Consider the following 22,553-nt stretch of genomic DNA (forward strand, 5'->3'; position numbering starts at 1 on the left):
CGTTCTATTATTTGTTCTGCCTATGTTATAATAAAGAAGCGATAGAGGTTTTAAAGGGTGGTCGGCTAGCCCCGAAGGAGAGGGGGTGAGGCCTTTGACAATTTTCGAGGCAATAATGATTATGATTTCTTTTTCTAGTCTGTTACTTGCCATTCTAAATTTTGGTCAAAAAAAATAGACCTCCCATGAACTTGAATTGAGGGAGAGGTCTTTATTGGATATATAGGCCGATCCCCTTGAGGAACGTCTATTGCAAGGCCACAGGTGCAGCCACACCTGTGGCCTTTTAATTTATGAATGATTATACAGTAAGGATACCATAAATATATGGGAATGTCACGGACTGAGGTGATGTGTATGTTTTCCCGGCATGCGGATAAATTAAGGATGCTAAACGAAAAATTAATGTTTGAGCAGTGTTAAAATTGGTTCCAACAAAATGAGGTTTATATATATACCGTTGAAAGGAGTGATCCTATTTGCCTTACTGCAATATGGAAGGCATTCGTTTATACTATGAGGAAAGAGGTTCAGGTGTGCCGATTATCTTTGTCCATCCTCCAGGAATGGGGAGGAAAGTATTCTTTTATCAATTGAGCCTTTCAAATAATTTCCGAGTTATTACATTCGACCTAAGTGGTCATGGTGATACGGTAGGTAGCAGATGGCCAGTAACCATATCAGGATTTTGCGAAGAAATCCGATTCTTAATGGACTACTTAAATATCGAAAAAGCTGTAATTTGCGGATATTCTTCAGGCAGTGCTATTGCTCAGGAGCTTTGCCTGGAAATGCCAGAGCGAGTATTAGCTGTGATATTATCAGGTGGATTTGCAGAAGTTCAATCTAAAATATTTGAATATGAGCATCTTTTGGGTATGTATTTCGTAAAGCACTATCCTGAATTTTTGGCGGAAGTGATAGCCACAAGTCACACAGAATTTCTCCCCTTAAGAACAGATTTAGTGAAACACATGTTGAAAGCGGATAGAAGAGTGTGGTTTCAGTTTTACAAGCAATCTCTCCATTTTTCGTGTTTGGAAAGATTAAATAGTTGGGAGCGCCCGCTTCTGTTGATTAATGGATCAAAGGACTTTATTAATCAACATCTAAGAGCTTATCGAAAGAAAATAAATTGCCAGGAGGCTTTTATAAAGGGTGCATCTCATCAGCTTCCTGTCCGAAACTGGCAAGCATTTAACCAGATTATTACTGGATTTGTAGGGGCAAATTTCTAAAACAAAGTTAAAGCGCTGAGATGAATCCTCAGCGCTTATTGTTATTTGCTTGGTTGGGCACCTGGCTTGATGGCTTTTAATGCGATAAGTGCCCCCAAAATGCTAACACCGCTTAAAAGGATAAAAATCCACGTATCCGAGCCCTTCATCAATAATGCGATGACTGGCGGACCTGCCGCTACACCGATAAATCGCATGGAGCTGTATATGGAGGTAATCGTGCCTCTTTCCTCTTTTTCAATTCCTTCCGTAATTAAAGCATCCAGGCACGGAAGGCCAGTGCCAATACCGATACCGCTTAAGAGAAACATGATAATCATAAACCATAATTGGATAGAGAAATACAATGCACCAATTGCTGCAGCAGATAGGACAATTCCGCCTAATATAAGCCATTTCATTAATACCTTATTTTTTTTAATAATCTTTCCGGTAATAAAAGATGAAAGACAAAGTGCTCCTAAAGGAAGGGCTAGAAAAAAGCCCTTTTTAATATCCTTAATCCCATATTCCTTTTCAAAAATGTCCGAAAGATAGAATAAAGTGCCAAAAAGTACAAACATAAGAATGCAGCCTATAAAAAATATGCCGTACAGCCAGCGCCCTTTTTTTGTAAAGATATTTTTGATGTTGATAAAAAACTGTTTAAAGGGAATCGGTTTTTCATTTGTTTTTGGACATTTAACCAATAATACCATCATTGCAATTGAAATGGCACAAAAAACTGGAAAAGAAAAGAACGGCAGGAACCAGAAAAATCCCGCTAAAAATGCTCCGAGAATTGGGCTCAGTACCTTGCCAAAAGTATTTGAAGTTTCAATTAATCCTAAACAGCTGCTTACTTCATCGTCACTTTTAAACATGTCTCCCACTAGTGGCATAACAATTGGAGCAGCTCCCGCTGCGCCTACCCCTTGGAGCGACCTGCCAATTAAAATTACCCAATATGCATTATCAAGTTTCCACGCTGCCCAGCCAGAAATTAGCCCGCCTATTCCTGCAATGACTAAACTTGGGATAATAACTTTTTTCCTTCCAATATGGTCCGATAAGTAGCCGGCAACTGGTATTAAAAAAATGGCGACTATGGAATAAACAGTTATAATCATGCTCGTCTGAAAAGGAGAAATGGATAATTTTTTTTCCATGGATGGTAAAACTGGTATTAGCATCGAATTACCTAAAGTCATGACGAGTGGAATGGATGATAAGGACATGATTGCCCATTTTTGGTTGGCGCTATCAGCAGAGTTTGCTTCCTTGCCAGCTTTGGGATTTTGGCATAATTGTTCAATATTCTCCATTATAATTTGATCCCGCCTTTAATCGTTCTAACGTTACTATTTACTTTAAAGCATAAAAATAAAAGAGCCATAATAATCCTATTTATGGAAGGGGATGTCAATGGGAAATGAGTATAGAAAAAATAGTTAACCTTGCTCTTGGAAAACCTAGTGAATATGAATGGAATAAACATCTCGAAAGTTCTGGAATTGGGAAAGTGTCTGTGCAAAAAATAGACGTGAAACTGGATGCTATCGTAGGAGATGGCGTCGGTAATCCCGAATTTCACGGAGGGCAGGACCGGGTCGTTTGCCTGTACCCTTATGAACACTATTCTTTATGGGAAAAAGAATTTCAAACGCAGCTGCCAGTTCCTGCTTTTGGAGAAAACAATACAGCGATTGGAATGAAGGAAGAAACTGTTTGTATCGGTGATATATATAAGATTGGTGAAGCCGTATTACAAATAACCCAGGGTAGAATTCCCTGTTCGACGATCTCAAAATATAATGGTATTAACTCTTTACTTAGACGGATCGTGGAAGCGAGTTTTACTGGTTATTTTTTCAGAGTTCTGGAAGAAGGATCAATTTCAGTGGGATCGACCATTCAATTAATGGACCGCCATCTAAAGGGGATTTCTGTGCTGAAGGCAAATCAGGTCATGTTCCATGAATTGTCTAATAATATTGAAATTAAAAGATTACTCGAAATCAATGAATTGGCTGAGGTCTGGAAACAAAAATTAATGAGAGCACTTTAAAAAAATTTAAAATTCTTGACAAAGGATGTATTCCTGGCATATCATGAAAAACAACAAAAGTTATATAAATGGCATTGACGAAGAGTAGTAACTTTTATGGATACTTAAGAGAGCTGATGGCTGGTGGGAATCAGTGTAGACATAAGAGCGAATGGACTTCTGAGCTTCCAAACCGAACCCTGTAACTGGGTGTAGGCCTTGGCGAAAATCTCATCGTTACATGAGACAGGTATTCAGGCATTTTAGCCTCGATATCGGTAGAGTGGGCTGTTTTAAACGACGGCTTATGAAGGTGGCACCACGGGTCTCCCGTCCTTTTTGGATAGGGGCCTTTTTGTATTTTAAAAAAGAATAAATTAAATCGTTGAGCAAGAGGAGTACACATTTTTTACTTCTTTCCAGAGAGCCGGGGGTAGGTGGGAGCCCGGTAAGAATGAATTGTGGAATGGGCTTGCAAGATGCTGTCTGAACATGGAGTAGGCCGCACGGAGTTCCACCGTTAAAAGGATAGGGTATCGGACAAATATTCCCGTACCCGAAAGAGGAAACAAGCTAGTCTTGTTTCAATTGAGGTGGCACCGCGGTCATACGAATCGTCCTCTATATGCATGTTTTCATCATGTGTATAGGGGACTTTTTTATATTTCAGGAGGAATTAATCAATGGGAAAATCACAAAAACAAATCATCATTGAAGAATTACAGGGTGACACCTTAACACCAATAACGATTTTACAAAAGTTGAGCGGCTCAAAAAAGTTTTTGCTTGAAAGCTCCCTAAAGCATCAGGAGTCAGGAAGGTATTCATTTATTGGTACGGATCCTTCTTTTGAGCTTTTATCCTATGGTTCGAGAAATGAATTGATAAAACGAAATGGCGAGAGAAGCATCCTACATGGAAATTCGTTTGAAGTAATTAAGAAACTACTCCCGTTCGAAGAGGGGATTGAATCAGAATTTCCCTTTATGGCTGGAGGAGTAGGATATTTCGGATACGATCTGGTCCGCCAAATGGAGGATATTGGGGATGAGTTAGAAAACGAGCTGGAAATGCCAGATCTCCATCTAATGTTTTATGAAGAGGTCATCATATATGACCACCTTCAGGAAAGGGTTTTTATTGCGGGGCTGCCATTATTAGAGGAAACCTCAGCAGAGACCATAAAAAGCAGGATTAAGAAAAGAATGGATGAACTTAAAGGTGCCCACTTTCAGGGAGAAATGAAAGAATTTCAGTTAAATGGTTTTAAGCCATTGACCAAGCAAAATGAATTTTTAAAAAAGGTGGAGAAAGCAAAGGAGCATATTGTTTCCGGAGATATCTTTCAAGTTGTACTGTCCCAAAGGATGGTATCAGAATTTAAGGGGAATCCTCTTTCACTTTATCGTAAACATAGAGCTGCAAATCCTACCCCTTATATGTTTTATATTGAATTCGATTCCTACACAGTGATTGGATCTTCACCAGAAAGTCTTGTTAAAACAAGAGGAGTAAAGGTTACCGTTAATCCGATTGCTGGAACGAAACCGCGTGGAACGAATCTTGATGAAGATAAATCTTTTGAAAAGGATTTAACAACTGATGAAAAAGAATTAGCAGAGCACCGCATGCTCGTTGACCTTGGCAGAAATGATTTAGGCCGTGTCTGTGAATTCGGAACTGTAGATATTGACAAATATATGGAAATAGAAAAATTCACACATGTCATGCATTTAGTTTCAGAAATATCAGGTGAATTAAAGAAAGGGTATTCCTCGTTGGATGCTCTTGCAGCCTGCCTCCCTGCAGGCACGGTTTCAGGTGCACCAAAGGTGAGAGCGATGGAAATAATTAATCAAATGGAAAAAAGCAAAAGAGGAGTTTATTCAGGCGCAATCGGATATCTTTCTGTGAGTGGGGACGCAGATTTTGCACTCGCTATCCGAACGATGATTATAAAGAGCGGGAATGCCTATATTCAAGCAGGTGCAGGGATCGTCCATGATTCTAAACCGGAGAACGAGTATGAGGAAACGATGAATAAATTAAAGTCTTTTTTGGAGGGAAGCAAATGATATTACTAATTGACAATTTTGATTCGTTTACTTACAACCTTTATCAATTTTTGGGTGAATTGGGCGAAACAGTTCAGGTTTCGAGAAATAATCAAATAACAATTGAAGAGATAAAGAATTTAAATCCTTCAGCAATTATCCTTTCTCCAGGTCCTGGCAGGCGAGAAGACGCAGGCATATGCCTGGAAGCTGTTTCAAACTTCTATCAAACGGTTCCCATACTGGGGATTTGTCTCGGACATCAGACAATTGCTCATGCATTTGGTGGTGTTGTAAGCAATGCGAAAACGATTAAGCATGGGAAAACATCTCTTATTACACATAATGGCAGAAATTTATTTGCCTATTTAACCTCACCTCTGGAAGTCATGCGGTATCATTCTCTTTCGGTTCAAAGAAGAACACTTCCGCCTATGCTGGAATGTATCGCAATTTCTATGGAGGATCAGGAAGTAATGGCCATCAGGCATCAGTACTATCCAGTCTATGGATTGCAGTTTCATCCCGAATCAATTGGAACCCCTTATGGGAAACAAATGATCTTAAACTTTTTAAAAGAAACGGAAAGGATGAGAAATGATGAAGAAATATTTGCTCCAGTTAGCTGAACAAAAATCGTTTTCAGAGGAAGAAATGCAAGAAGCCTTTAGCAGAGCCTTATATGAAGAAGTATCGGAAAGTGAAATAGCTGCTTTTTTAATGGGATTAAAAGCAAAGGGGGAAACAGTCGAAGAAATTACAGGAATCGTAAAGGCTTTAAAAGAACATGCCCGCCCTTTTGAGAATAATTTCCGGAATGTTCTTGATAATTGTGGTACCGGTGGAGACGGTTCCTCAAGCTTCAATATCAGCACTACGTCAGCTTTTGTCCTTGCTGGTGCGGGAATTTCTATCGCCAAGCATGGGAATCGCAGCATTTCAAGTAAAACCGGAAGTGCTGATGTATTGGAGCATTTAGGTGTAAGACTGGATTTTTCCACAGAAGAGTCAGAAGAAAACCTTAAGGAAATAGGAATTACCTTTTTATTCGCTCCGTATGTACATCCGAGGCTGAAAAAAATTATGGCCGTAAGAAGACAATTAAGGATTCCAACCATTTTTAACTTTATCGGCCCGTTAATTAATCCGGTTGACCTGGATTATCAAATGCTTGGAGTTTATCGAAGAGATCTTTTACCTGTTTTCGCTGAAGTATTAAGGAGTCTTGGAAGAAAAAGGCTACCGTTATAAACGGTTCGGGTTTTTTGGATGAGGCATCACTACAGGGAGAGAACCATCTTTCGATTTTGGAAAATGGAGAAATTTCGTCACTATCCTTTTTTCCGGAAGAAATGGGTCTTTCCTGCTACGATAATAGCTTTATTAAAGGCGGGGAAGCTGCTGAAAACGCTGATATATTGCTCAAGGTGCTAAATGGTGACAAAGGCGCCTACAGGGATACTGTTTTACTAAATGCGGGAATCGGAATTTTCACCGCGGAAAAAGCCACAACCATTAATGATGGAATACAAATAGCCAGGGAAAGTATTGATTCAGGTGCAGCAAATGAGAAATTACGTAGGCTTGTTGAAAAATCCTTGAAAAGGAAAAGGGAGGCAATCTAAATGGAAACTATCTTAGATCGTATTTTAAAAGAAAAAAAACAAGAGATTGCAAAATTAAAAGGAATAGAGAATCAGGGTACTACCTTTCCTAAAAGATCACTTATTGAGAAATTGAAAACTGCTGACGAACTGGCTGTCATCGCGGAATTCAAACGTGCCTCTCCATCTAAGGGGTTGATTAATTCGGAGGCAAACCCGGTGGGGCAGGGAAGAATTTATGAATCCTGCGGTGCATCTGCTATATCAGTCTTAACTGATCAGAATTTTTTTAAGGGCTCTTTTGAGGACTTGAAGGCAATAAGGGAAGAAATTAAAATCCCCATCCTGTGTAAGGATTTTATAATTGATAAGGTTCAAATCGATTTTGCATCAAGCTACGGTGCAGACCTGGTCCTGTTGATTGCGGCTGCATTAAATGAAGCAGAATTAAAGGAGCTTTATCAGCACGCAACTCTTCTTGGCCTTGAAGTACTTGTTGAGGTTCATAATGAGAAGGAGCTTGAAAAAGCGTTGAAAATAGGCTCGCGCCTGATTGGTATTAATAACAGAGATTTAAGAGATTTTCAAGTATCCCTTGAGACCACACAGAAACTTGCCGGACAGGCAAAATCTGCCGGTGCATTCCTGATAAGTGAGAGCGGAATTTTCTCAAGCAATGATGCGGAAATTGTCAGGGATGCTGGTGCAAATGGCATTCTGGTTGGGGAAGCCCTGATGAGAAGTGGTAATTTAGAGAAAATTATTCAAGAACTTCGGTTACCGCTAGTAAAGGCGGTGTAGGATTGAAAGTAAAAATTTGCGGAATTACTGATTTACAGTCAGCCTTAGCTGCAGTCCAATTGGGTGCAGATGCAATAGGGTTTGTATTCGCTGAAAGCAAAAGAAAAATTGATATGAAGGCTGCAAAAGAAATTGCTGAGAAATTGCCTGAGTCAGTAATGAAGGTCGGTGTTTTCGTAAATGAGACAAAAAAAAGGATCGAACAGATTGCTTCCTTTACAGGACTCAGCCATATCCAGCTGCATGGAGAGGAAACACCAGAATTTTGCAGAAGTATCGGTTATCCAGTAATTAAAGCCATAAGTGTACAAACGGAAAATGAGCTAAGTAATCTTCAGGATTACCCTTCAGAGTTTATTTTGCTTGATAGGCGAAAGGGAAAATACAACGGTGGAAATGGTACATCTTTTAAGTGGCAAGAAATTAAAACTGAAGAGTTAGATGGAAAGAAGATCATTCTCGCCGGTGGATTGGATTCAGACAATGTTTTAGAAGCTATCAAACTGATAAAACCATATATGGTGGACGTTAGCAGCGGTGTTGAAACGGATGGAAAAAAGGATGTAAAGAAGATAGAAAAATTTATCGAACATGCTAAAGGAAAAATAACAAGGGGGATTTTAAAATGACATTATATAACCTGCCAGATGAAAAAGGGCATTTTGGGCTATTCGGAGGAAGATTCATTCCTGAAACACTTGTACAGCCAGTTTTGAAATTAGAAGAAGAGTACAAAAAGGCAAAGGAGGATCATGAATTTCAGGCTGAGGTCCAGAGGCTGCTTGAAGAATATGTTGGGCGAGAAACACCGCTGTTTTTAGCTGAAAACCTGACAAGGCATGCGGGAGGCGCAAAAATTCATTTAAAAAGAGAAGATTTGAATCATACAGGTGCACACAAGATAAACAATACGATTGGGCAAGCCCTCCTTGCTGTGAGAATGGGAAAAAGGAAAATCGTTGCAGAGACAGGAGCAGGCCAGCATGGAGTTGCAACAGCCACGGTTTGTGCATTGCTGAAGCTTGATTGCATCATTTTTATGGGAGAAGAGGATATAAACCGGCAGGCACTAAACGTATTCCGAATGGAACTGCTTGGGGCAAAAATAGTTAGCGTAACATCAGGAAGTGCAACACTGAAGGATGCTGTGAACGAGGCATTAAGATATTGGGTTGCAAATGCGGATGACACACATTATTTGTTAGGCTCTGTAATGGGACCTCATCCATTTCCTATGATGGTAAGGGATTTTCAAAGTATTATCGGAAAAGAAACAAAAGATCAGATTCTTGTCAGGGAAGGCAAACTTCCTGAGGCAATTGTTGCCTGTATAGGGGGAGGAAGCAATGCAATGGGAATGTTTTACCCTTTTATTGAAGATAAGGAAGTTAAATTATTTGGTATTGAAGCAGCTGGAAAGGGAATCAATACCCCCTTCCATGCTGCATCTCTGACGAGTGGAAGGCCTGGCGTTTTGCATGGCTCTTTGATGTATCTTCTACAAAGTGATGATGGGCAAATACAGGAAGCGCACTCCATATCTGCAGGCCTGGACTACCCAGGTGTCGGACCAGAGCACAGTTATTTAAAAGAAAGCGGCAGGGTGGAGTATCATTCGATTACAGACATGGAGGCGCTGGATGCCTTCCAACTATTGGCACAGCTTGAAGGGATTATCCCTGCTCTCGAAAGTGCTCATGCAGTTGCATTTGCTTTAAAGCTAGCAGCTCAAATGGATGAAAAAGAATCGATTGTCATTTGTTTATCCGGAAGAGGAGATAAAGATGTGGATTCCGTAAGAAACAGATTGAAGGGGATGAATAATCAATGAACCGAATTGAAAAAACATTTATAGAACTAAAAGAAAAAAACAGAAAAGCATTTGTTCCTTACCTAATGGCAGGTGATGGCGGTTTAGGCAGCTTGAATGAAAGGCTGTTAATTCTTGAAAATTTGGGTGCGGCTGCAATAGAGGTGGGTATTCCTTTTTCTGATCCAGTCGCGGATGGACCGGTTATACAACAGGCAGGAATAAGATCACTTAAAAATGGAACAAGCTTGAGAACCGTCATAGATGAAATAAAAAAAGCAAGGACCAAGATTTCTGTTCCTCTGTTATTGATGACCTATTTAAATCCGGTATTTTCATATGGAATTGAGCAATTTGTAAATGACATACAGGAGGCAGGCATCGATGGATGTATTATTCCTGATCTGCCGATTGAGGAAGAAGATCTGATTGTTCCATTTCTGAATGAAGTGAATATTGAATTGATTAGGCTTGTTACTATGTCTACACCGTTAGAACGAATTTCAATGATTTCTAAACTGGGGAAAGGATTTTTATATACCGTAACCGTTAAAGGAATTACGGGTGAAAGGAAGGAATATGGAATTGAATTGAAAAGCTTCTTGAAAACTGTTAACGAGATTAGTTCTATTCCTGTCCTCGCAGGCTTCGGAATATCAAATGAGGAACAAATTAAGGAGCTATCATCCTATTGTGATGGTGTAGTGGTGGGCAGTAAAATTGTTGAGTTATTTGAGAAAAATGATTTGGAGGCAATGAAGAGATTAATTTCTGTATTACAGGAAGATCTATCCATAAGTTGATTTCCATTTGGAACTGCCCTTGACTTGGGCAGTTTTTTGTTTAGCTTTAACTTGGTGTGTCTAAACTCCTAATAATAGTAAGTAAGTGGATGAATGTTTTCAAGATAGTGTTTTTCCTATAAAATGAAAAGAGTAAATTAATAAAATCAAGCTTTAAGGAGCTAGTTTAAATTGCGAGAAATAACAGTAGAAGAACTATTAAATAAAAATAATCCAGTAATCATTGATGTGCGTTCTCCCATTGAATATAAAGACGGTGCGATTCCTGGATCGATCAATATCCCACTATTTACAGATGATGAACGAGTGGAAATTGGGATTATTTACAAAAATGAAGGGCAGGGTGCTGCGAAATGGCGTGCAATGGAATTGGTTTCACCAAAACTTCCATCGCTTCTCAAGGAGATAAAGAAAACTGCCAAGGATGAAATCCCCGTCATTCACTGCTGGCGTGGGGGGAATCGAAGTAAAGCCGTCACTGCCTTCCTCGAGTTTTCCGGTTTAAATGCCAAACGTCTGGTCGGAGGGTATAAGGCGTATCGCCAAGGTATCCTAAAGGAGATTCCGGAACTGCTTCCTGATCGGGCTGTCGTCCTACACGGTTTAACCGGAGTAGGAAAGACAGAAGTTCTAAAAATATTGGAAGATAAGGGATATCCAGTATTGGATCTTGAAGGGATGGCTGGCCACAGAGGTTCCATTTTTGGTACCATCGGGCTGGGAGAGGCCACAATCAAAAAACGTTTGATTCCCTTTTATTTAAGCGGCTACAGGAACTAAAAGGCACCTCTTATTTCATCATGGAAGCAGAAAGCAAGCGGATTGGCAAGGCCGCACAGCCAGATGAATTAATGGAAAAAAAGCGGACTGGAATACATATTTATTTATCCACTTCACTGGAAGAAAGAATAAAGCATATAGCCAATGAGTATATTGAACCTTTTGAAGGTGAAAGCTGGTATCACGAAAAAATTGAAGCTGGAATGGAAAAGGTATTTAGAAGGCTAAAAGGAGAAGATTTAAAGTCAGCTTTAAGAGAATCACTCGAACAAAGGAAATATGAAGATTTGATTGAAACCTTGCTTAAAGATTATTATGACCCTAGATATGACCATAAACTCCAGGAATATGAAGGTGAATTCTTCGATGTTTTTTCATTAAGCCATGAAGAAGCCGCTGAAAAAGTTACATTATTATTGGGAAAACAATCATTGCATCCTTATCAGCTTGCAGAAAAATGATTTCTAATGGAATTTTAATGATGTTCTCATGAGCTTTTCCCTAAATCTCGTTACGATTTGATTGTATAAATAAATTTTTGGAGAACTTCCATGTCAGTTATCGATAACTTAATTCATTATTGCTCAGGCACGATTTGTGTTGCTGCTGTAAAATCTGTCTAACCAATAATGAAGGTTCTCCCTTTTTCCACATGTCTTATGACATGTGTTTTTTTTTAATACTTCTCAGTGAATTCTCATTTTACTTTCATCATTGTTTAAAGATTTGCCGGTATGATAAAGAACAATCTATCTATAAAAACATTTGATTTTATCCCAATTATTTTCTGACTGAACATTTTTTGGAGTTGAATGGTTCACTCAAAAGGAGGAAGGAAAATGATGTGGATTCGAATTATTCCAATTGTTTTTTTTGCGATTACGGCATTTTCTTTAATGTCATTTCAATCAGTAGAAATTTTACATGCCTTCTTTGATTTTATTCATGATAAACATAAGTTAAAATAAGTAAAAGGACCATCATGTCAAAAGACGAGAGTGAAATTTGATGACAAAAATTTTAATTATAGAAGACGAAAAAAACCTTGCAAGATTCGTTGAACTTGAATTGCAATATGAAGGATATGAAACTAAGGTTTGTCCAGATGGGAGAAGTGGGTTAGATTCTGCTATTGCCGAAGAATGGGATGCCGTACTCCTTGATTTGATGCTGCCAGAGTTAAACGGCCTGGAGGTATGCAGACGAATACGGCAGATAAAAAAAACACTCCCCATTATCATGCTGACTGCCAGGGATAATGTGCTCGACCGTGTATCCGGTCTTGACAGCGGAGCAGACGATTATATCATTAAGCCATTTGCCATTGAAGAATTGCTTGCACGACTGCGTTCCATTTTCAGGAGAATGGAACGGCTATCTTCGGATGATTTAACAGTGCTTGCTTTTAAGGAACTAACGATAGAACTGGAATCATGTATAGTTAAAAAGGGTGAGCGAGTCATCGCGCTGACTAAAAGAGAATTTGATTTACTGGTGGTTTTTATGAGCAATATAAATATTGTCCTGACCAGAGAAGTGCTCCTCGATAAGGTTTGGGGATACAATACAGGTGTTGAAACAAATGTTGTGGACGTTTATGTCCGTTATTTGCGAAATAAGATCGATGAACAAAATGAAACGAGTTATATCCAAACCGTACGCGGAACTGGATATGTGATGAGATAATGGGTAGGGCTGGCTCATTTATTCACAAATTTTCCTGGCGTTCAAAACTGATGTTTAGCGGTTCCGCTGCTATTTTTTTCATTTTTTTCCTTTTTAACTTCCTGGAATATCATATGGTGTCCAATTGGATGTTAAAACGTGAAGAAACAATCGTACACAGAACACTTTCCGAAATTACTACTTTTTATAAAGAAAAAGATAATCGACTAACCGAAAATTATATTGAGAAAAATGATGATCTGCTTAAAAAACTTAACGACAAAAATCAGCTGATACGAGTTTACGACAAAAAGGGCAAGATTATTGTATCAGATAAAAATGGAGACTTTCCTACTTTAGAGCCTGTATCCGCAAGTATTAAAACAGTGGATCATATTAAATCGGAAGATAATGAAACGATTGTGGCAAGATCGCCGATTAATAGTTCTAATTTTAAAGGCACGATTGAAATTGTGAGAGAATTAACCTCCTATAATAAAATGATGGGCCATCTGTTCATGTTAATGACCAGTTTTGGTACCGCCGCGATATTATTAAGTGCTTTGAGTGGATATGTCCTTGCCAGACAGTTTTTAAAGCCTATAAGAGATTTAGCATTTGCGATGAAAAAAATTAAGAAAAATGGTTTTCAGGAAAGAATGGCTATTAGTGGAGGCAGAGATGAACTTTCAGATTTATCGAATCTCTTTAATGAGATGATGGATGAAATTGAACATTCATTTAAGCAGCAGAAACAGTTTATCGAAGACGCTTCTCACGAGCTAAGAACGCCCATCTCGATTCTTGAAGGTCATGTGTCATTGTTGAATCGCTGGGGGAAGAAGGATGAGGCAATTCTTGAAGAGTCCCTTGCAGCATCCCTCCAGGAGTTATCGAGATTAAAAAAGCTTGTCGTTGACTTGCTGGAGTTAACCAGGGCAGAAAACACTCGGATGATTACTCAGATTGAAAAAGTAGATATTGAATTGGTGATTCGCCAGGTGATTAAAAATTTTGAAGTTCTGCGGGATGATTTTGAATTCTTTTTAGACATAAAGGGACCGTTGGAGGCTATTTGGATTTCACCTGAGCATCTGCAGCAAATTTTAATTATCTTGGTAGACAACTCGATAAAATACTCACATATTGATAAAAAAATTCTTGTTTCTGCACAACAAGACAGTAATTCCATATGTCTGGCCGTTAAAGATAATGGAATTGGAATTCCTCCAGAACATGTTTCTAAAGTGTTTAACCGCTTTTATCGTATTGACAAAGCCAGAAGCAGGGAAAGTGGAGGGACTGGATTGGGGCTGTCCATTGCGAAGAGATTAGTCGAAAAGTATAATGGCCATATTTTCATTGACAGCCAAGAAGGTTCTGGAACGATCGTGACCATCTATCTTCCAATTAAATAATGACACTAATTTGCCGGTAACTGCCGGCTTTTTTCTTTGCTTAGGAAATTAGAATTTAATACCTAGTGAATAACCCCCAACAAATCAGCTTGAACATTTTAATATTTTAAACATACTTATCGAGAAAAAAACTAAAAATATAAAGATTTAAGTCAGAGTTTTGTTACTTTTTTGACTGAAAGGGTAATAGTATTAAGGCTGATATTATACATATTGAAGGGGTGATTGATATGAGGCTGCCAGCATCAAATATCCAGGAATTTCTGGAAAGTTTTTATGGCCGAATCTTGGTTATGTGATGGGGATTTATGAGCTCTACTTGCAGGATCCCGACTCGGTAGATGGAGAAATGAGAGCAATTTTTGAACAATTTAATCCAGGAAGTTTGGAAGAAAAAAAGAAACTGCTGCTAACCTTCAGGCATTTCAACCAATGCACGGGCAGCAAACAGTTGATGCTGAAAAAATGCTTGCTGCCGCAAGGCTTGGTGAAAACATACGCTCCTATGGGCATTTAGAAGCGAAGATTTATCCTTTAGGGAATGAGAGGAAAGCACAGGAAATTCTCACATTGGAATTTTACGGTCTAAGCAAGGAAGATTTAAAGCTGCTGCCTGCAAGCATACTGTGCAAGGATTCGTCTGTTCCTCTCGAAAATGCACATGATGCGTATGAATATTTAAAAAAGATTTATACAGGTTCAATAGCGTTCGAATTTCATCATGTACACAGCCCGGCAGAGAAAAATTGGCTGCAGCAAAAAATTGAAAGCGGTTTGTTATTCAAACAGCTTTCTAAAGAAAAGAAAGTAAGCCTCTTAAAGAGATTAATGGAGGTAGAGGAATTTGAAAAGTTTCTTCACCGCACATTTGTAGGGCAAAAGAGATTTTCTATAGAAGGCTTGGATGTAATGGTTCCAATGCTGGACGAAATGATTTATGAAGCTGTCCATGATGGAGCGGAAACAGTTAACATTGGGATGGCCCACCGCGGACGATTAAATGTCTTCGCCATGTACTGGGTAAACCATATGAAAAAATATTTTCTGAATTCCAGCATGCGCCCAACAAAGAGTTAGTCCCTTCTGAAGGATCCAGCGGAATAAATTATGGCTGGACAGGGGATGTAAAATACCATCTTGGTTTGAATCGTCAAATTAAAGAAGAAAACATCGTACGGGCTAAAATAACGCTTGCAAATAATCCAAGCCATCTTGAATTCGTTGGGGCGGTTGTTGAAGGCTTTACTAGGGCTGCACAGGAAGAAAGAGAGCAACCGGGGGAACCTGGAGAAAATCCTAAAGCGTCCCTCGCTTTGTTAATCCATGGCGATGCAGCATTCCCAGGTGAGGGAATTGTTGCCGAGACCTTGAATTTAAGCCGTCTAAAAGGATATCGGACGGGTGGAACCATTCATATCATCTCAAATAATACAATTGGTTTTACAACTGAATCCGCCGATTCCCGATCAACACTTTATGCAAGTGATTTGGCAAAAGGGTTTGAGATTCCTATCCTCCATGTGAATGCCGACAAACCTGAGGATTGCCTGGCAGCTGCTCTTTTGGCAGTAGAGTACCGTATTGCATTTCAAAAGGATTTTTTAATAGATCTTGTGGGTTATCGCCGTTATGGACATAACGAAATGGACGAACCTATGACCACAAGCCCATTAATGTATAACAAAGTAAATCAGCATCCCACCATAAAAGAAATTTATTCAAAAAAATTAATTGCTGATAAGATTTTATCCGAGTCCCAATACGCGGAATTGGTGAAGCAAGTTTCGAAGAAATTAGAGGACGCCTATGAAAAAGTGCCTCCAAAGGAAGAGAAAGCCGTAAAGATTCCTGAACCTCCTGAACTGGTTGAAAAAGGGTTTCCTGAAATCAATACCGCTGTTCCAGTTAAAAGATTGAAATCAATAAATGATGAATTGTTAAACTGGCCAACGCAGTTCAGAGTTTTTACTAAACTGGAAAGGATCTTGAGAAGAAGAGCTGAGACCTTTAGTGATAACGGAACGGTAGAATGGGGGTTGGCCGAAGCACTCGCATTTGCGTCTATTTTGGAAGATGGGACGCCTATCCGCCTCTCAGGGCAGGATTCGGAAAGAGGGACCTTTGCCCAGCGCAATCTTGTCCTTCATGACAGTGAAACGGGTGAGATATTTTCGCCTCTGCAGCACCTTTCTCAGGCTAAGGCTTCATTTGCAGTTTATAATAGCCCTTTGACTGAAGCCGCAGTTGTGGGTTTTGAATATGGATATAACATTTATGCCCCTGAGACACTTGTCATTTGGGAGGCACAGTATGGAGATTTCGCCAACGCTGCTCAGGTCATCTTTGATCAATTTATTGCAGCAGGCCGAGCAAAATGGGCCAGAAGTCAGGTCTCGTTATCCTGCTTCCCCATGGGTACGAAGGCCAGGGACCTGAACATTCAAGTGGCAGAGTTGAACGCTTCCTTCAATCGGCAGCTGAAAACAACTGGACAGTAGCCAATCTGACCTCCTCGGCACAATATTTTCACATCCTAAGGCGCCAGGCAGGTATTCTAATGAAAGAAGAAGTGAGACCACTGGTAATCATGTCACCTAAGAGTCTGCTCCGCAACCAGATTGTTGCATCCAAAATCAAAGATTTTGCAGAAGGTGAATTTTTGCCGGTTATTGAGCAGCCAGGTCTTGGTCTTGAGCATGAAAAAGTAGAAAGAATTATTTTATGCTCCGGTAAAATCGCTATTGACCTGACTGAGAAATTAAAGACATCCGATGGTTTTGATTGGCTGCATCTTTTGCGGATTGAGCAGATCTATCCCTTTCCAATGGAGATGCTCAATAGCATTTTTAATAGATACCCGAACCTCAAGGAAATTTATTGGATGCAAGAAGAGCCCAAAAATATGGGGGCATGGAACTTTGTGGAACCTCGTATTCAGGAAATCGCTCCACACGGAATAAAAGTTAAATATATTCGCCGCAGGCGCAGGTCAAGTCCAGCGGAAGGTGATCCATATGTACACAAGCTCGAACAAAATACAATAATCCAGGCAGCACTAGAAAAAAGCAAAGAAGGGAGTCAGGATAATGGCTGAAATTAAAGTTCCCGAGTTAGCAGAGTCTATTACAGAAGGTACGATTGCCCAATGGCTAAAGAAAAAGGGTGACCAAGTACAAAAAGGTGAGTATCTGGTTGAATTAGAAACAGATAAAGTAAATGTTGAAATTATCTCTGACTTTTCTGGAACGCTGACGGAGTTAAAATTTAGTGAAGGCGATACCGTCAAGGTTGGCGACACGATAGCCATCGTAAGTGAGGAAGGGCAGGAAGGAACGAAGCCAAATACCTCAACTGAAGAATCTAAGCCAGAATCAAAAACAGAGCCGCCCCGACAAGAGGAACATAAAAGTGAAGAAAAAGCTGTCGAGCAAATTACATCTGAGAATACTTCTGAACATGCAAAACATCGTACAATTGCATCACCCGCTGCAAGAAAGCTTGCCAGAGAGAAAGGGATTGAATTAAGTGAGGTCTCTGTCAAGGACCCTTTAGGGAGGGTTCGCAAGCAGGATATAGAATCTTACCAAATAAATGGGGGTGCGGAATCGAAAAGTGTTCAGCCTCCAAAGCCGTCTTTTCAGACTGAAAATACAGAAACAAAAAATGTGGTCCGCGAACGGATGTCAAGAAGGCGCCAGACGATTGCTAAACGACTGGTAGAAGTCCAACAGACAGCAGCCATGCTTACCACTTTCAATGAAGTGGATATGACAGAAGTACTAAACCTCCGTAAAAAGAGGAAGGATAAATTTTTTGAAGAACATGATGTGCGGCTTGGATTTATGTCTTTTTTTACTAAAGCTGTGGTTGCTGCGTTGAAAAAATATCCATATTTAAATGCAGAAATTCAAGGTGAAGAACTTTTGGTGAAAAAATTCTATGATATTGGAATTGCGGTCGCGGCTGAAGAAGGACTTGTCGTTCCGGTGGTGAGAGAAGCAGACCGAAAGTCTTTTGCAGAAATTGAAAAGGATATTTCAGATTTGGCCGAGAAAGCTCGGACGAATAAGTTATCGTTAAAAGACCTACAGGGTGGAACCTTTACGATAACAAATGGCGGGGTTTTTGGCTCCCTGCTTTCAACTCCGATCTTAAATGGGCCGCAAGTAGGGATCCTAGGAATGCATAAAATCCAGCTTCGCCCGGTTGCAATAGACCAAGAGCGTATGGAAAACCGTCCTATGATGTATATAGCCCTTTCCTATGACCATCGAATCGTGGATGGTAAGGGAGCGGTCAGCTTTTTAGCAAAAGTTAAGGAGCTGCTTGAAGATCCGGACTCATTACTGCTAGAAGGATAATAGAAAAGAACCACAACCCGAAATGTGTTGTGGTTCTTTCATTTTATTCAAGCGGCTTTGAACAGAAAGGGCAGAGACTCTGGAGATTGTAATTTAAAAACCGCCGAAATTTTCGGCGGTTTTGTACTCACTTGGCGATAGCAAATTAACGATTTTTAAATGGCCTTAATCCTCGGCGCTGTATTTCATCCTTTAAAATTTTAATCCATTCCTTTTCATTTCCGGTCTTTAATGCATCTCGATACGATACGACTAACTGTTCGTTACTCATAATTCTCAACTTGCATTCCTCCTTAAGAAAAGTGGATTGAATATTCAGTTTTTACTAGTGTAATGGTTTTTTTACTATTTGAAAACCCTTTTTTAAAAACTTTTTTAAAAAAGGACTATTGTAGGACTTGTTCTTTAAAAATCTCCTTTAAAAAATAGTAGTAATCTTTTAAGATGGAAAATAAATTAAACCGAAATACCTCTATATGAAGGGAGCGACATAAATGGACGAACTTAAATTAGACCATATTGTAAATTTTGTCAAAAGTGATCCGTCAGAGATAATTGACTATTGGAGGAATTTCAATCTTAAAGGAATCAGGGGTGGCAGCCATGGAGATTGGGGAACGTATAACAGCCTCATCTATTTCGGACTTTCTTATATTGAATTCCTTTCAGTCCAATGTAATAAGACAGCCAAAAGAAGTGACAATCCCTTAATCAAACATTTGGTGGAAAATCTTCGAAAATATGAAGGACTTGGTCAAATCTGTTTTCGAACTACTGATATTCACTCATTAAAGAAAAACATAGAAATGAAAGGATACACAGCTTCGGAAATCTATAAAGGAGAAAGGATAAGAAGTGATGGACTGACAATTCGGTGGAAAATGCTCTTTGTTTTTTCACCAACAGGACTACCTTATCCTTTTTTTATTGAATGGGAGCAAAGTGATCATGACAGGCGGGAGGAGTTTAAGAAACAGGGGGTTTGGACTGATGAACAGGAAAAAGCCTCCATAAACGCTATTCACTATGTAGTACATGATTTTCTTAGAACGGCAGAGGATTGGGCAAATCTTTTAAATGTACAGGTTAATTTACCAAAGACTGAAAACCTAAACCAACCTGGACAGGCAGCCATCATGGTTGGGCGTACAGAAATAATTTTTTGTAATGCCAATGAAAACGCAACGTTGAAAAATATTTATAAACGTAAAGGAGAAAGGCCTTTTTTGATTAGCTTCAACCCTCCTTTAACTGAACCAATTACTTTTATGAGAGATACTTATGTATAAAATATAATATTGAAATCTAAAAATATTGAATATTCATATAAATGTGGTAACATTTGTGTGTAAGCGCTATATTTACCATTTGTGTATCAGTCTTAGGGAGGATTGAAAGGATGTCGTCAATATTGAAAATAACAATTGGAAAATTGTTGGAGGAAAAGGCTAAGCTTCATCCAGACCACGAAGCAGTTGTTTATGCTGACAGAAACTTAAGGCTGACCTATAGCGAGTTTGATGATTACTGTCGAAAGACCGCAAAAGGGCTGATCAAGCTCGGATTGGAAAAGGGAGAGCATATTGCAGCCTGGTCCACAAACACTCCGGAATGGCTTACCACGCAATTTGCCACAGGAAAGATGGGAGCAGTGCTTGTAACTGTCAATACAAACTACCGTACCTCTGAATTAGAATATCTATTAAGACAATCCGATTCAACAACGATTATTTTAATGGATCAGTGGAAGGATTCTTCCTACATTGAGATGCTTTATGAAATCGCACCGGAACTTAAGACGACAGAACCAGGAAAGCTTCAAAGCAGTCGCTTGCCATTTCTTAAAAATGTTATCGTTTTAGGAGAGAAAAAATATCCTGGTACATATTCGTGGGCTGATCTGATTCTTCTTGGGGAAGGAGTCTCGGATTTGGAACTCGATGAACGAATGGAGTCATTGGAACCTGAAGATGTAATAAATATGCAGTATACAAGCGGAACAACAGGATTTCCGAAGGGAGTCATGCTGACCCACCTTAATATTGTGAATAATGGATATAATATCGCCAGCTGCATGAAGCTGACAAAGGAAGACCGTTTATGTATCCCTGTTCCATTTTTCCATTGCTTTGGATGTGTACTTGGTACAATGGCATGTGTATCTGTTGGAGCCACAATGGTACCAGTCCAGGAGTTCAGCCCTAAAAAGGTATTAAAAACTGTACAGGATGAAAAATGTACAGCTGCACGGTGTTCCAACTATGTTTATTGCTGAACTAAATGATCCGGATTTCGATAAGTATGATTTATCTTCTTTAAGAACGGGCATTATGGCGGGCTCTAACTGTCCTATAGAGGTAATGAAAGCAGTTATTGAAAAAATGGGAGCTTCAGAGATTACGATTGCCTATGGACAAACTGAAGCATCTCCCGTTATTACACAAACCAGGACCGATGATCCAATTGAACTGCGGGTTGAATCAGTAGGGAAAGCACTGCCAAATGTTGAAGTGAAAATTGTTGAACCAGGAAGCAATCGTGAGGTTCCCCGTGGAGTCCAGGGTGAGCTTTGTACAAGAGGGTACCATGTGATGAAGGGCTATTATAAAAACGAGGATGCGACGCGTGAGCCCTTGATAGAGATGGGTGGCTGCACACAGGCGATCTTGCAGTGATGGATGAAGATGGCTACTGCAAAGTTACAGGCAGATTAAAGGATATGATCATCAGGGGAGGAGAGAATATTTATCCCCGCGAGATTGAGGAGTTTCTTTATACGCATTCAAAAGTTCTGGATGTCCAGGTTGTCGGCGTGCCAGATGCTGTTTATGGTGAAGAAGTGATGGCGTGGATCATTCCGAAAGAGAGTGAGAGCATCACAGAAGAAGAAATTCGTGCCTATTGTCATGGGAAAATATCTAAGCATAAAATACCAAGATATATAGAATTCACTACTGCTTATCCAATGACAGCATCAGGTAAAATACAAAAGTTCCTTCTTCGGGAGCAAGCCAAAGGAATTGCTAATGGTATAAAGACAACTTGATAAGCTTCAGACCTTTTTCGGTCTTAAGAAGGATATGAAATCCAACTTTCCGATAATGTTTACGATTCCTGCTTTTTATAAAATAAAGAGGAAGATAAAACAGTAACGGAAGGAGAGGTTCATATGTTCGAACAAATATATATATTGAGCAAATGATCCAAAAACATAGGGAGGAAATGTTTAAAGAAATAGAAAAATATTCCTGGTATGAGAAGGCTAGAAAAAAATCAGCATATTGCAGGATTCCTCTATTTTCCCATTTTTCTCACTGCAAGTGCCAGTAAAAGACAGAGACGCTCTGTCTTTTTTTCTTTGTTATTTTGGAGACATATCCATTTTTCTTATAAAGGCAATAAGAGATGTTTGAAACAAGCAGACATCGTGGTAAATACATATTGCCATCATCTTAGAAAGAAGGTATGCAAAATGAAAATATCATTGGATAATGGCTTTTACGAACTAGCCTATAATCAGGAACGATATGAAAACCTGCAGTTTATCCGATTAGACACAATTTGTGATAAAACATATGTTACTCTTAAAAATGTGCTTACAGGTGCAATGCTAACCTTTGAACAGGAAAAAATAAATTGGATTAAGAAGAAAACAAAACTGCCGTTTTTTAAAAAACCCAAATTGAATTTAGTTGCGGAGGAACAGCTTCATTCCTTATACTAAAGATTGATATTAGTGAAAGGTGGAAGCACATGATTCATTTAAACTGGCATGATCGTGAAACCATAAAAAAAGTAAAATGTATTCATACCGATGCTGAAAAGTATATTGTGAACCAAGCTTTAACAGCAGGAACTGTATACGATGTGAAAAATGAAACAGAAGAATTTTATTTTATCATCGACAATTCTGGAAAAGTAGGCGGCTTTTATAAGGATTACTTCCAGGACGCGTAACCGAAGACTGTCAGCACAGAGCTGGCAGTCTTTTTT

The 22,553-nt window shown here is 39.3% G+C and carries 20 protein-coding genes, 3 pseudogenes and 2 other annotated features; of the genes and pseudogenes, 21 read left to right on the top strand and 2 right to left on the bottom strand.

Annotated elements, in window-relative coordinates; translation table 11 throughout:
• Positions 1-85: 85 nt before the first annotated feature.
• On the top strand, positions 86-178 hold the full coding sequence (locus RCG23_RS26080; RefSeq protein WP_374049776.1) for a putative holin-like toxin: 93 nt from the start codon (positions 86-88) through the stop codon (positions 176-178).
• A gap of 301 nt (positions 179-479) precedes the next feature.
• Complete coding sequence (locus tag RCG23_RS21700; protein ID WP_308177342.1) at positions 480-1,238, top strand: alpha/beta fold hydrolase; 759 nt, start codon at positions 480-482, stop codon at positions 1,236-1,238.
• 41 nt (positions 1,239-1,279) lie between these two features.
• Here the strand turns inward: RCG23_RS21700 and RCG23_RS21705 are convergent, their stop codons facing one another.
• A complete protein-coding gene (locus RCG23_RS21705) occupies positions 1,280-2,542 on the bottom strand; it encodes a bacillibactin exporter BcbE (RefSeq protein WP_308177343.1) in 1,263 nt (420 codons plus the stop codon).
• A gap of 107 nt (positions 2,543-2,649) precedes the next feature.
• Here RCG23_RS21705 and RCG23_RS21710 point away from each other — a divergent pair, with 107 nt between their 5' ends.
• The 15 genes and pseudogenes from RCG23_RS21710 (at position 2,650) to odhB (ending at position 18,560) form a co-directional block, all read left to right on the top strand.
• Positions 2,650-3,285, top strand: coding sequence for an MOSC domain-containing protein (locus RCG23_RS21710; protein ID WP_308177344.1), 636 nt, complete (start codon positions 2,650-2,652; stop codon positions 3,283-3,285).
• Positions 3,286-3,350: 65 nt separating this feature from the next.
• Positions 3,351-3,605, top strand: a binding site (T-box leader).
• Positions 3,606-3,640: 35 nt separating this feature from the next.
• Positions 3,641-3,889: a binding site (T-box leader), on the top strand.
• Positions 3,890-3,947: 58 nt separating this feature from the next.
• Complete coding sequence (trpE, locus tag RCG23_RS21715) at positions 3,948-5,339, top strand: anthranilate synthase component I (RefSeq protein WP_308177345.1); 1,392 nt, start codon at positions 3,948-3,950, stop codon at positions 5,337-5,339.
• On the top strand, positions 5,336-5,947 hold the full coding sequence (locus RCG23_RS21720; RefSeq protein WP_308177346.1) for an anthranilate synthase component II: 612 nt from the start codon (positions 5,336-5,338) through the stop codon (positions 5,945-5,947). The genes trpE and RCG23_RS21720 overlap by 4 nt, the downstream gene beginning before the upstream one ends.
• Positions 5,919-6,943 (top strand): annotated as a pseudogene (gene trpD / locus RCG23_RS21725) (anthranilate phosphoribosyltransferase). The gene RCG23_RS21720 and the pseudogene trpD overlap by 29 nt, the downstream one beginning before the upstream one ends.
• The gene (gene trpC / locus RCG23_RS21730; protein ID WP_308177347.1) at positions 6,944-7,723 is read left to right on the top strand and encodes an indole-3-glycerol phosphate synthase TrpC; all 780 of its coding nucleotides are present in this window, start codon (positions 6,944-6,946) and stop codon (positions 7,721-7,723) included. It begins immediately after the preceding pseudogene.
• Between the two features lie 2 nt (positions 7,724-7,725).
• The gene (locus tag RCG23_RS21735; RefSeq protein ID WP_308177348.1) at positions 7,726-8,352 is read left to right on the top strand and encodes a phosphoribosylanthranilate isomerase; all 627 of its coding nucleotides are present in this window, start codon (positions 7,726-7,728) and stop codon (positions 8,350-8,352) included.
• Positions 8,349-9,554 (top strand): tryptophan synthase subunit beta, encoded by a 1,206-nt coding sequence (gene trpB / locus RCG23_RS21740; RefSeq protein ID WP_308177349.1) that lies wholly within the window; start codon positions 8,349-8,351, stop codon positions 9,552-9,554. The genes RCG23_RS21735 and trpB overlap by 4 nt, the downstream gene beginning before the upstream one ends.
• Positions 9,551-10,336, top strand: coding sequence for a tryptophan synthase subunit alpha (trpA, locus tag RCG23_RS21745; RefSeq protein WP_308177350.1), 786 nt, complete (start codon positions 9,551-9,553; stop codon positions 10,334-10,336). Before trpB ends, trpA begins: the two co-directional genes overlap by 4 nt.
• A gap of 171 nt (positions 10,337-10,507) precedes the next feature.
• Positions 10,508-11,116, top strand: a complete 609-nt coding sequence (locus RCG23_RS21750) for a rhodanese-like domain-containing protein (RefSeq protein WP_308177351.1) — start codon at positions 10,508-10,510, stop codon at positions 11,114-11,116.
• Between the two features lie 20 nt (positions 11,117-11,136).
• Positions 11,137-11,577, top strand: coding sequence for a tRNA 2-selenouridine(34) synthase MnmH (locus tag RCG23_RS21755; RefSeq protein WP_308177352.1), 441 nt, complete (start codon positions 11,137-11,139; stop codon positions 11,575-11,577).
• A 378-nt stretch (positions 11,578-11,955) separates the two neighbouring features.
• The gene (locus tag RCG23_RS21760; RefSeq protein WP_308177353.1) at positions 11,956-12,084 is read left to right on the top strand and encodes a hypothetical protein; all 129 of its coding nucleotides are present in this window, start codon (positions 11,956-11,958) and stop codon (positions 12,082-12,084) included.
• Positions 12,085-12,124: 40 nt separating this feature from the next.
• Positions 12,125-12,802 (top strand): response regulator transcription factor, encoded by a 678-nt coding sequence (locus RCG23_RS21765; RefSeq protein ID WP_308177354.1) that lies wholly within the window; start codon positions 12,125-12,127, stop codon positions 12,800-12,802.
• Between the two features lie 128 nt (positions 12,803-12,930).
• Entirely contained in the window at positions 12,931-14,199 is a 1,269-nt protein-coding gene (locus tag RCG23_RS21770; protein ID WP_308177355.1) for an ATP-binding protein, read from the top strand.
• Positions 14,200-14,497: 298 nt separating this feature from the next.
• Positions 14,498-17,293, top strand: a pseudogene (locus RCG23_RS21775) (2-oxoglutarate dehydrogenase E1 component).
• On the top strand, positions 17,286-18,560 hold the full coding sequence (gene odhB / locus RCG23_RS21780; RefSeq protein WP_308177356.1) for a 2-oxoglutarate dehydrogenase complex dihydrolipoyllysine-residue succinyltransferase: 1,275 nt from the start codon (positions 17,286-17,288) through the stop codon (positions 18,558-18,560). Before RCG23_RS21775 ends, odhB begins: the two are co-directional and overlap by 8 nt.
• Before the next feature lie 145 nt (positions 18,561-18,705).
• On the opposite strand, the gene sda is transcribed toward odhB, so the two are convergent.
• Complete coding sequence (sda, locus tag RCG23_RS21785) at positions 18,706-18,831, bottom strand: sporulation histidine kinase inhibitor Sda (RefSeq protein ID WP_374049867.1); 126 nt, start codon at positions 18,829-18,831, stop codon at positions 18,706-18,708.
• A gap of 223 nt (positions 18,832-19,054) precedes the next feature.
• Between sda and RCG23_RS21790 the strand changes: the two genes are divergently transcribed.
• The 4 genes and pseudogenes from RCG23_RS21790 to RCG23_RS21805 all read left to right on the top strand — a co-directional run bounded on the left by RCG23_RS21790 (position 19,055) and on the right by RCG23_RS21805 (position 22,517).
• On the top strand, positions 19,055-19,849 hold the full coding sequence (locus tag RCG23_RS21790; RefSeq protein WP_308177358.1) for a VOC family protein: 795 nt from the start codon (positions 19,055-19,057) through the stop codon (positions 19,847-19,849).
• Between the two features lie 119 nt (positions 19,850-19,968).
• Positions 19,969-21,606 (top strand): annotated as a pseudogene (locus RCG23_RS21795) (AMP-binding protein).
• A 426-nt stretch (positions 21,607-22,032) separates the two neighbouring features.
• Positions 22,033-22,284: a hypothetical protein gene (locus tag RCG23_RS21800; protein ID WP_308177359.1), complete on the top strand. Its 252-nt coding sequence runs from the start codon at positions 22,033-22,035 to the stop codon at positions 22,282-22,284.
• A gap of 29 nt (positions 22,285-22,313) precedes the next feature.
• On the top strand, positions 22,314-22,517 hold the full coding sequence (locus RCG23_RS21805; protein ID WP_308177360.1) for a DUF6501 family protein: 204 nt from the start codon (positions 22,314-22,316) through the stop codon (positions 22,515-22,517).
• The last annotated feature ends 36 nt before the right edge of the window (positions 22,518-22,553 follow it).

This window comes from Neobacillus sp. PS3-34, from assembly GCF_030915465.1.
Taxonomy (GTDB): Bacteria; Bacillota; Bacilli; order Bacillales; family Cytobacillaceae; genus Neobacillus_A.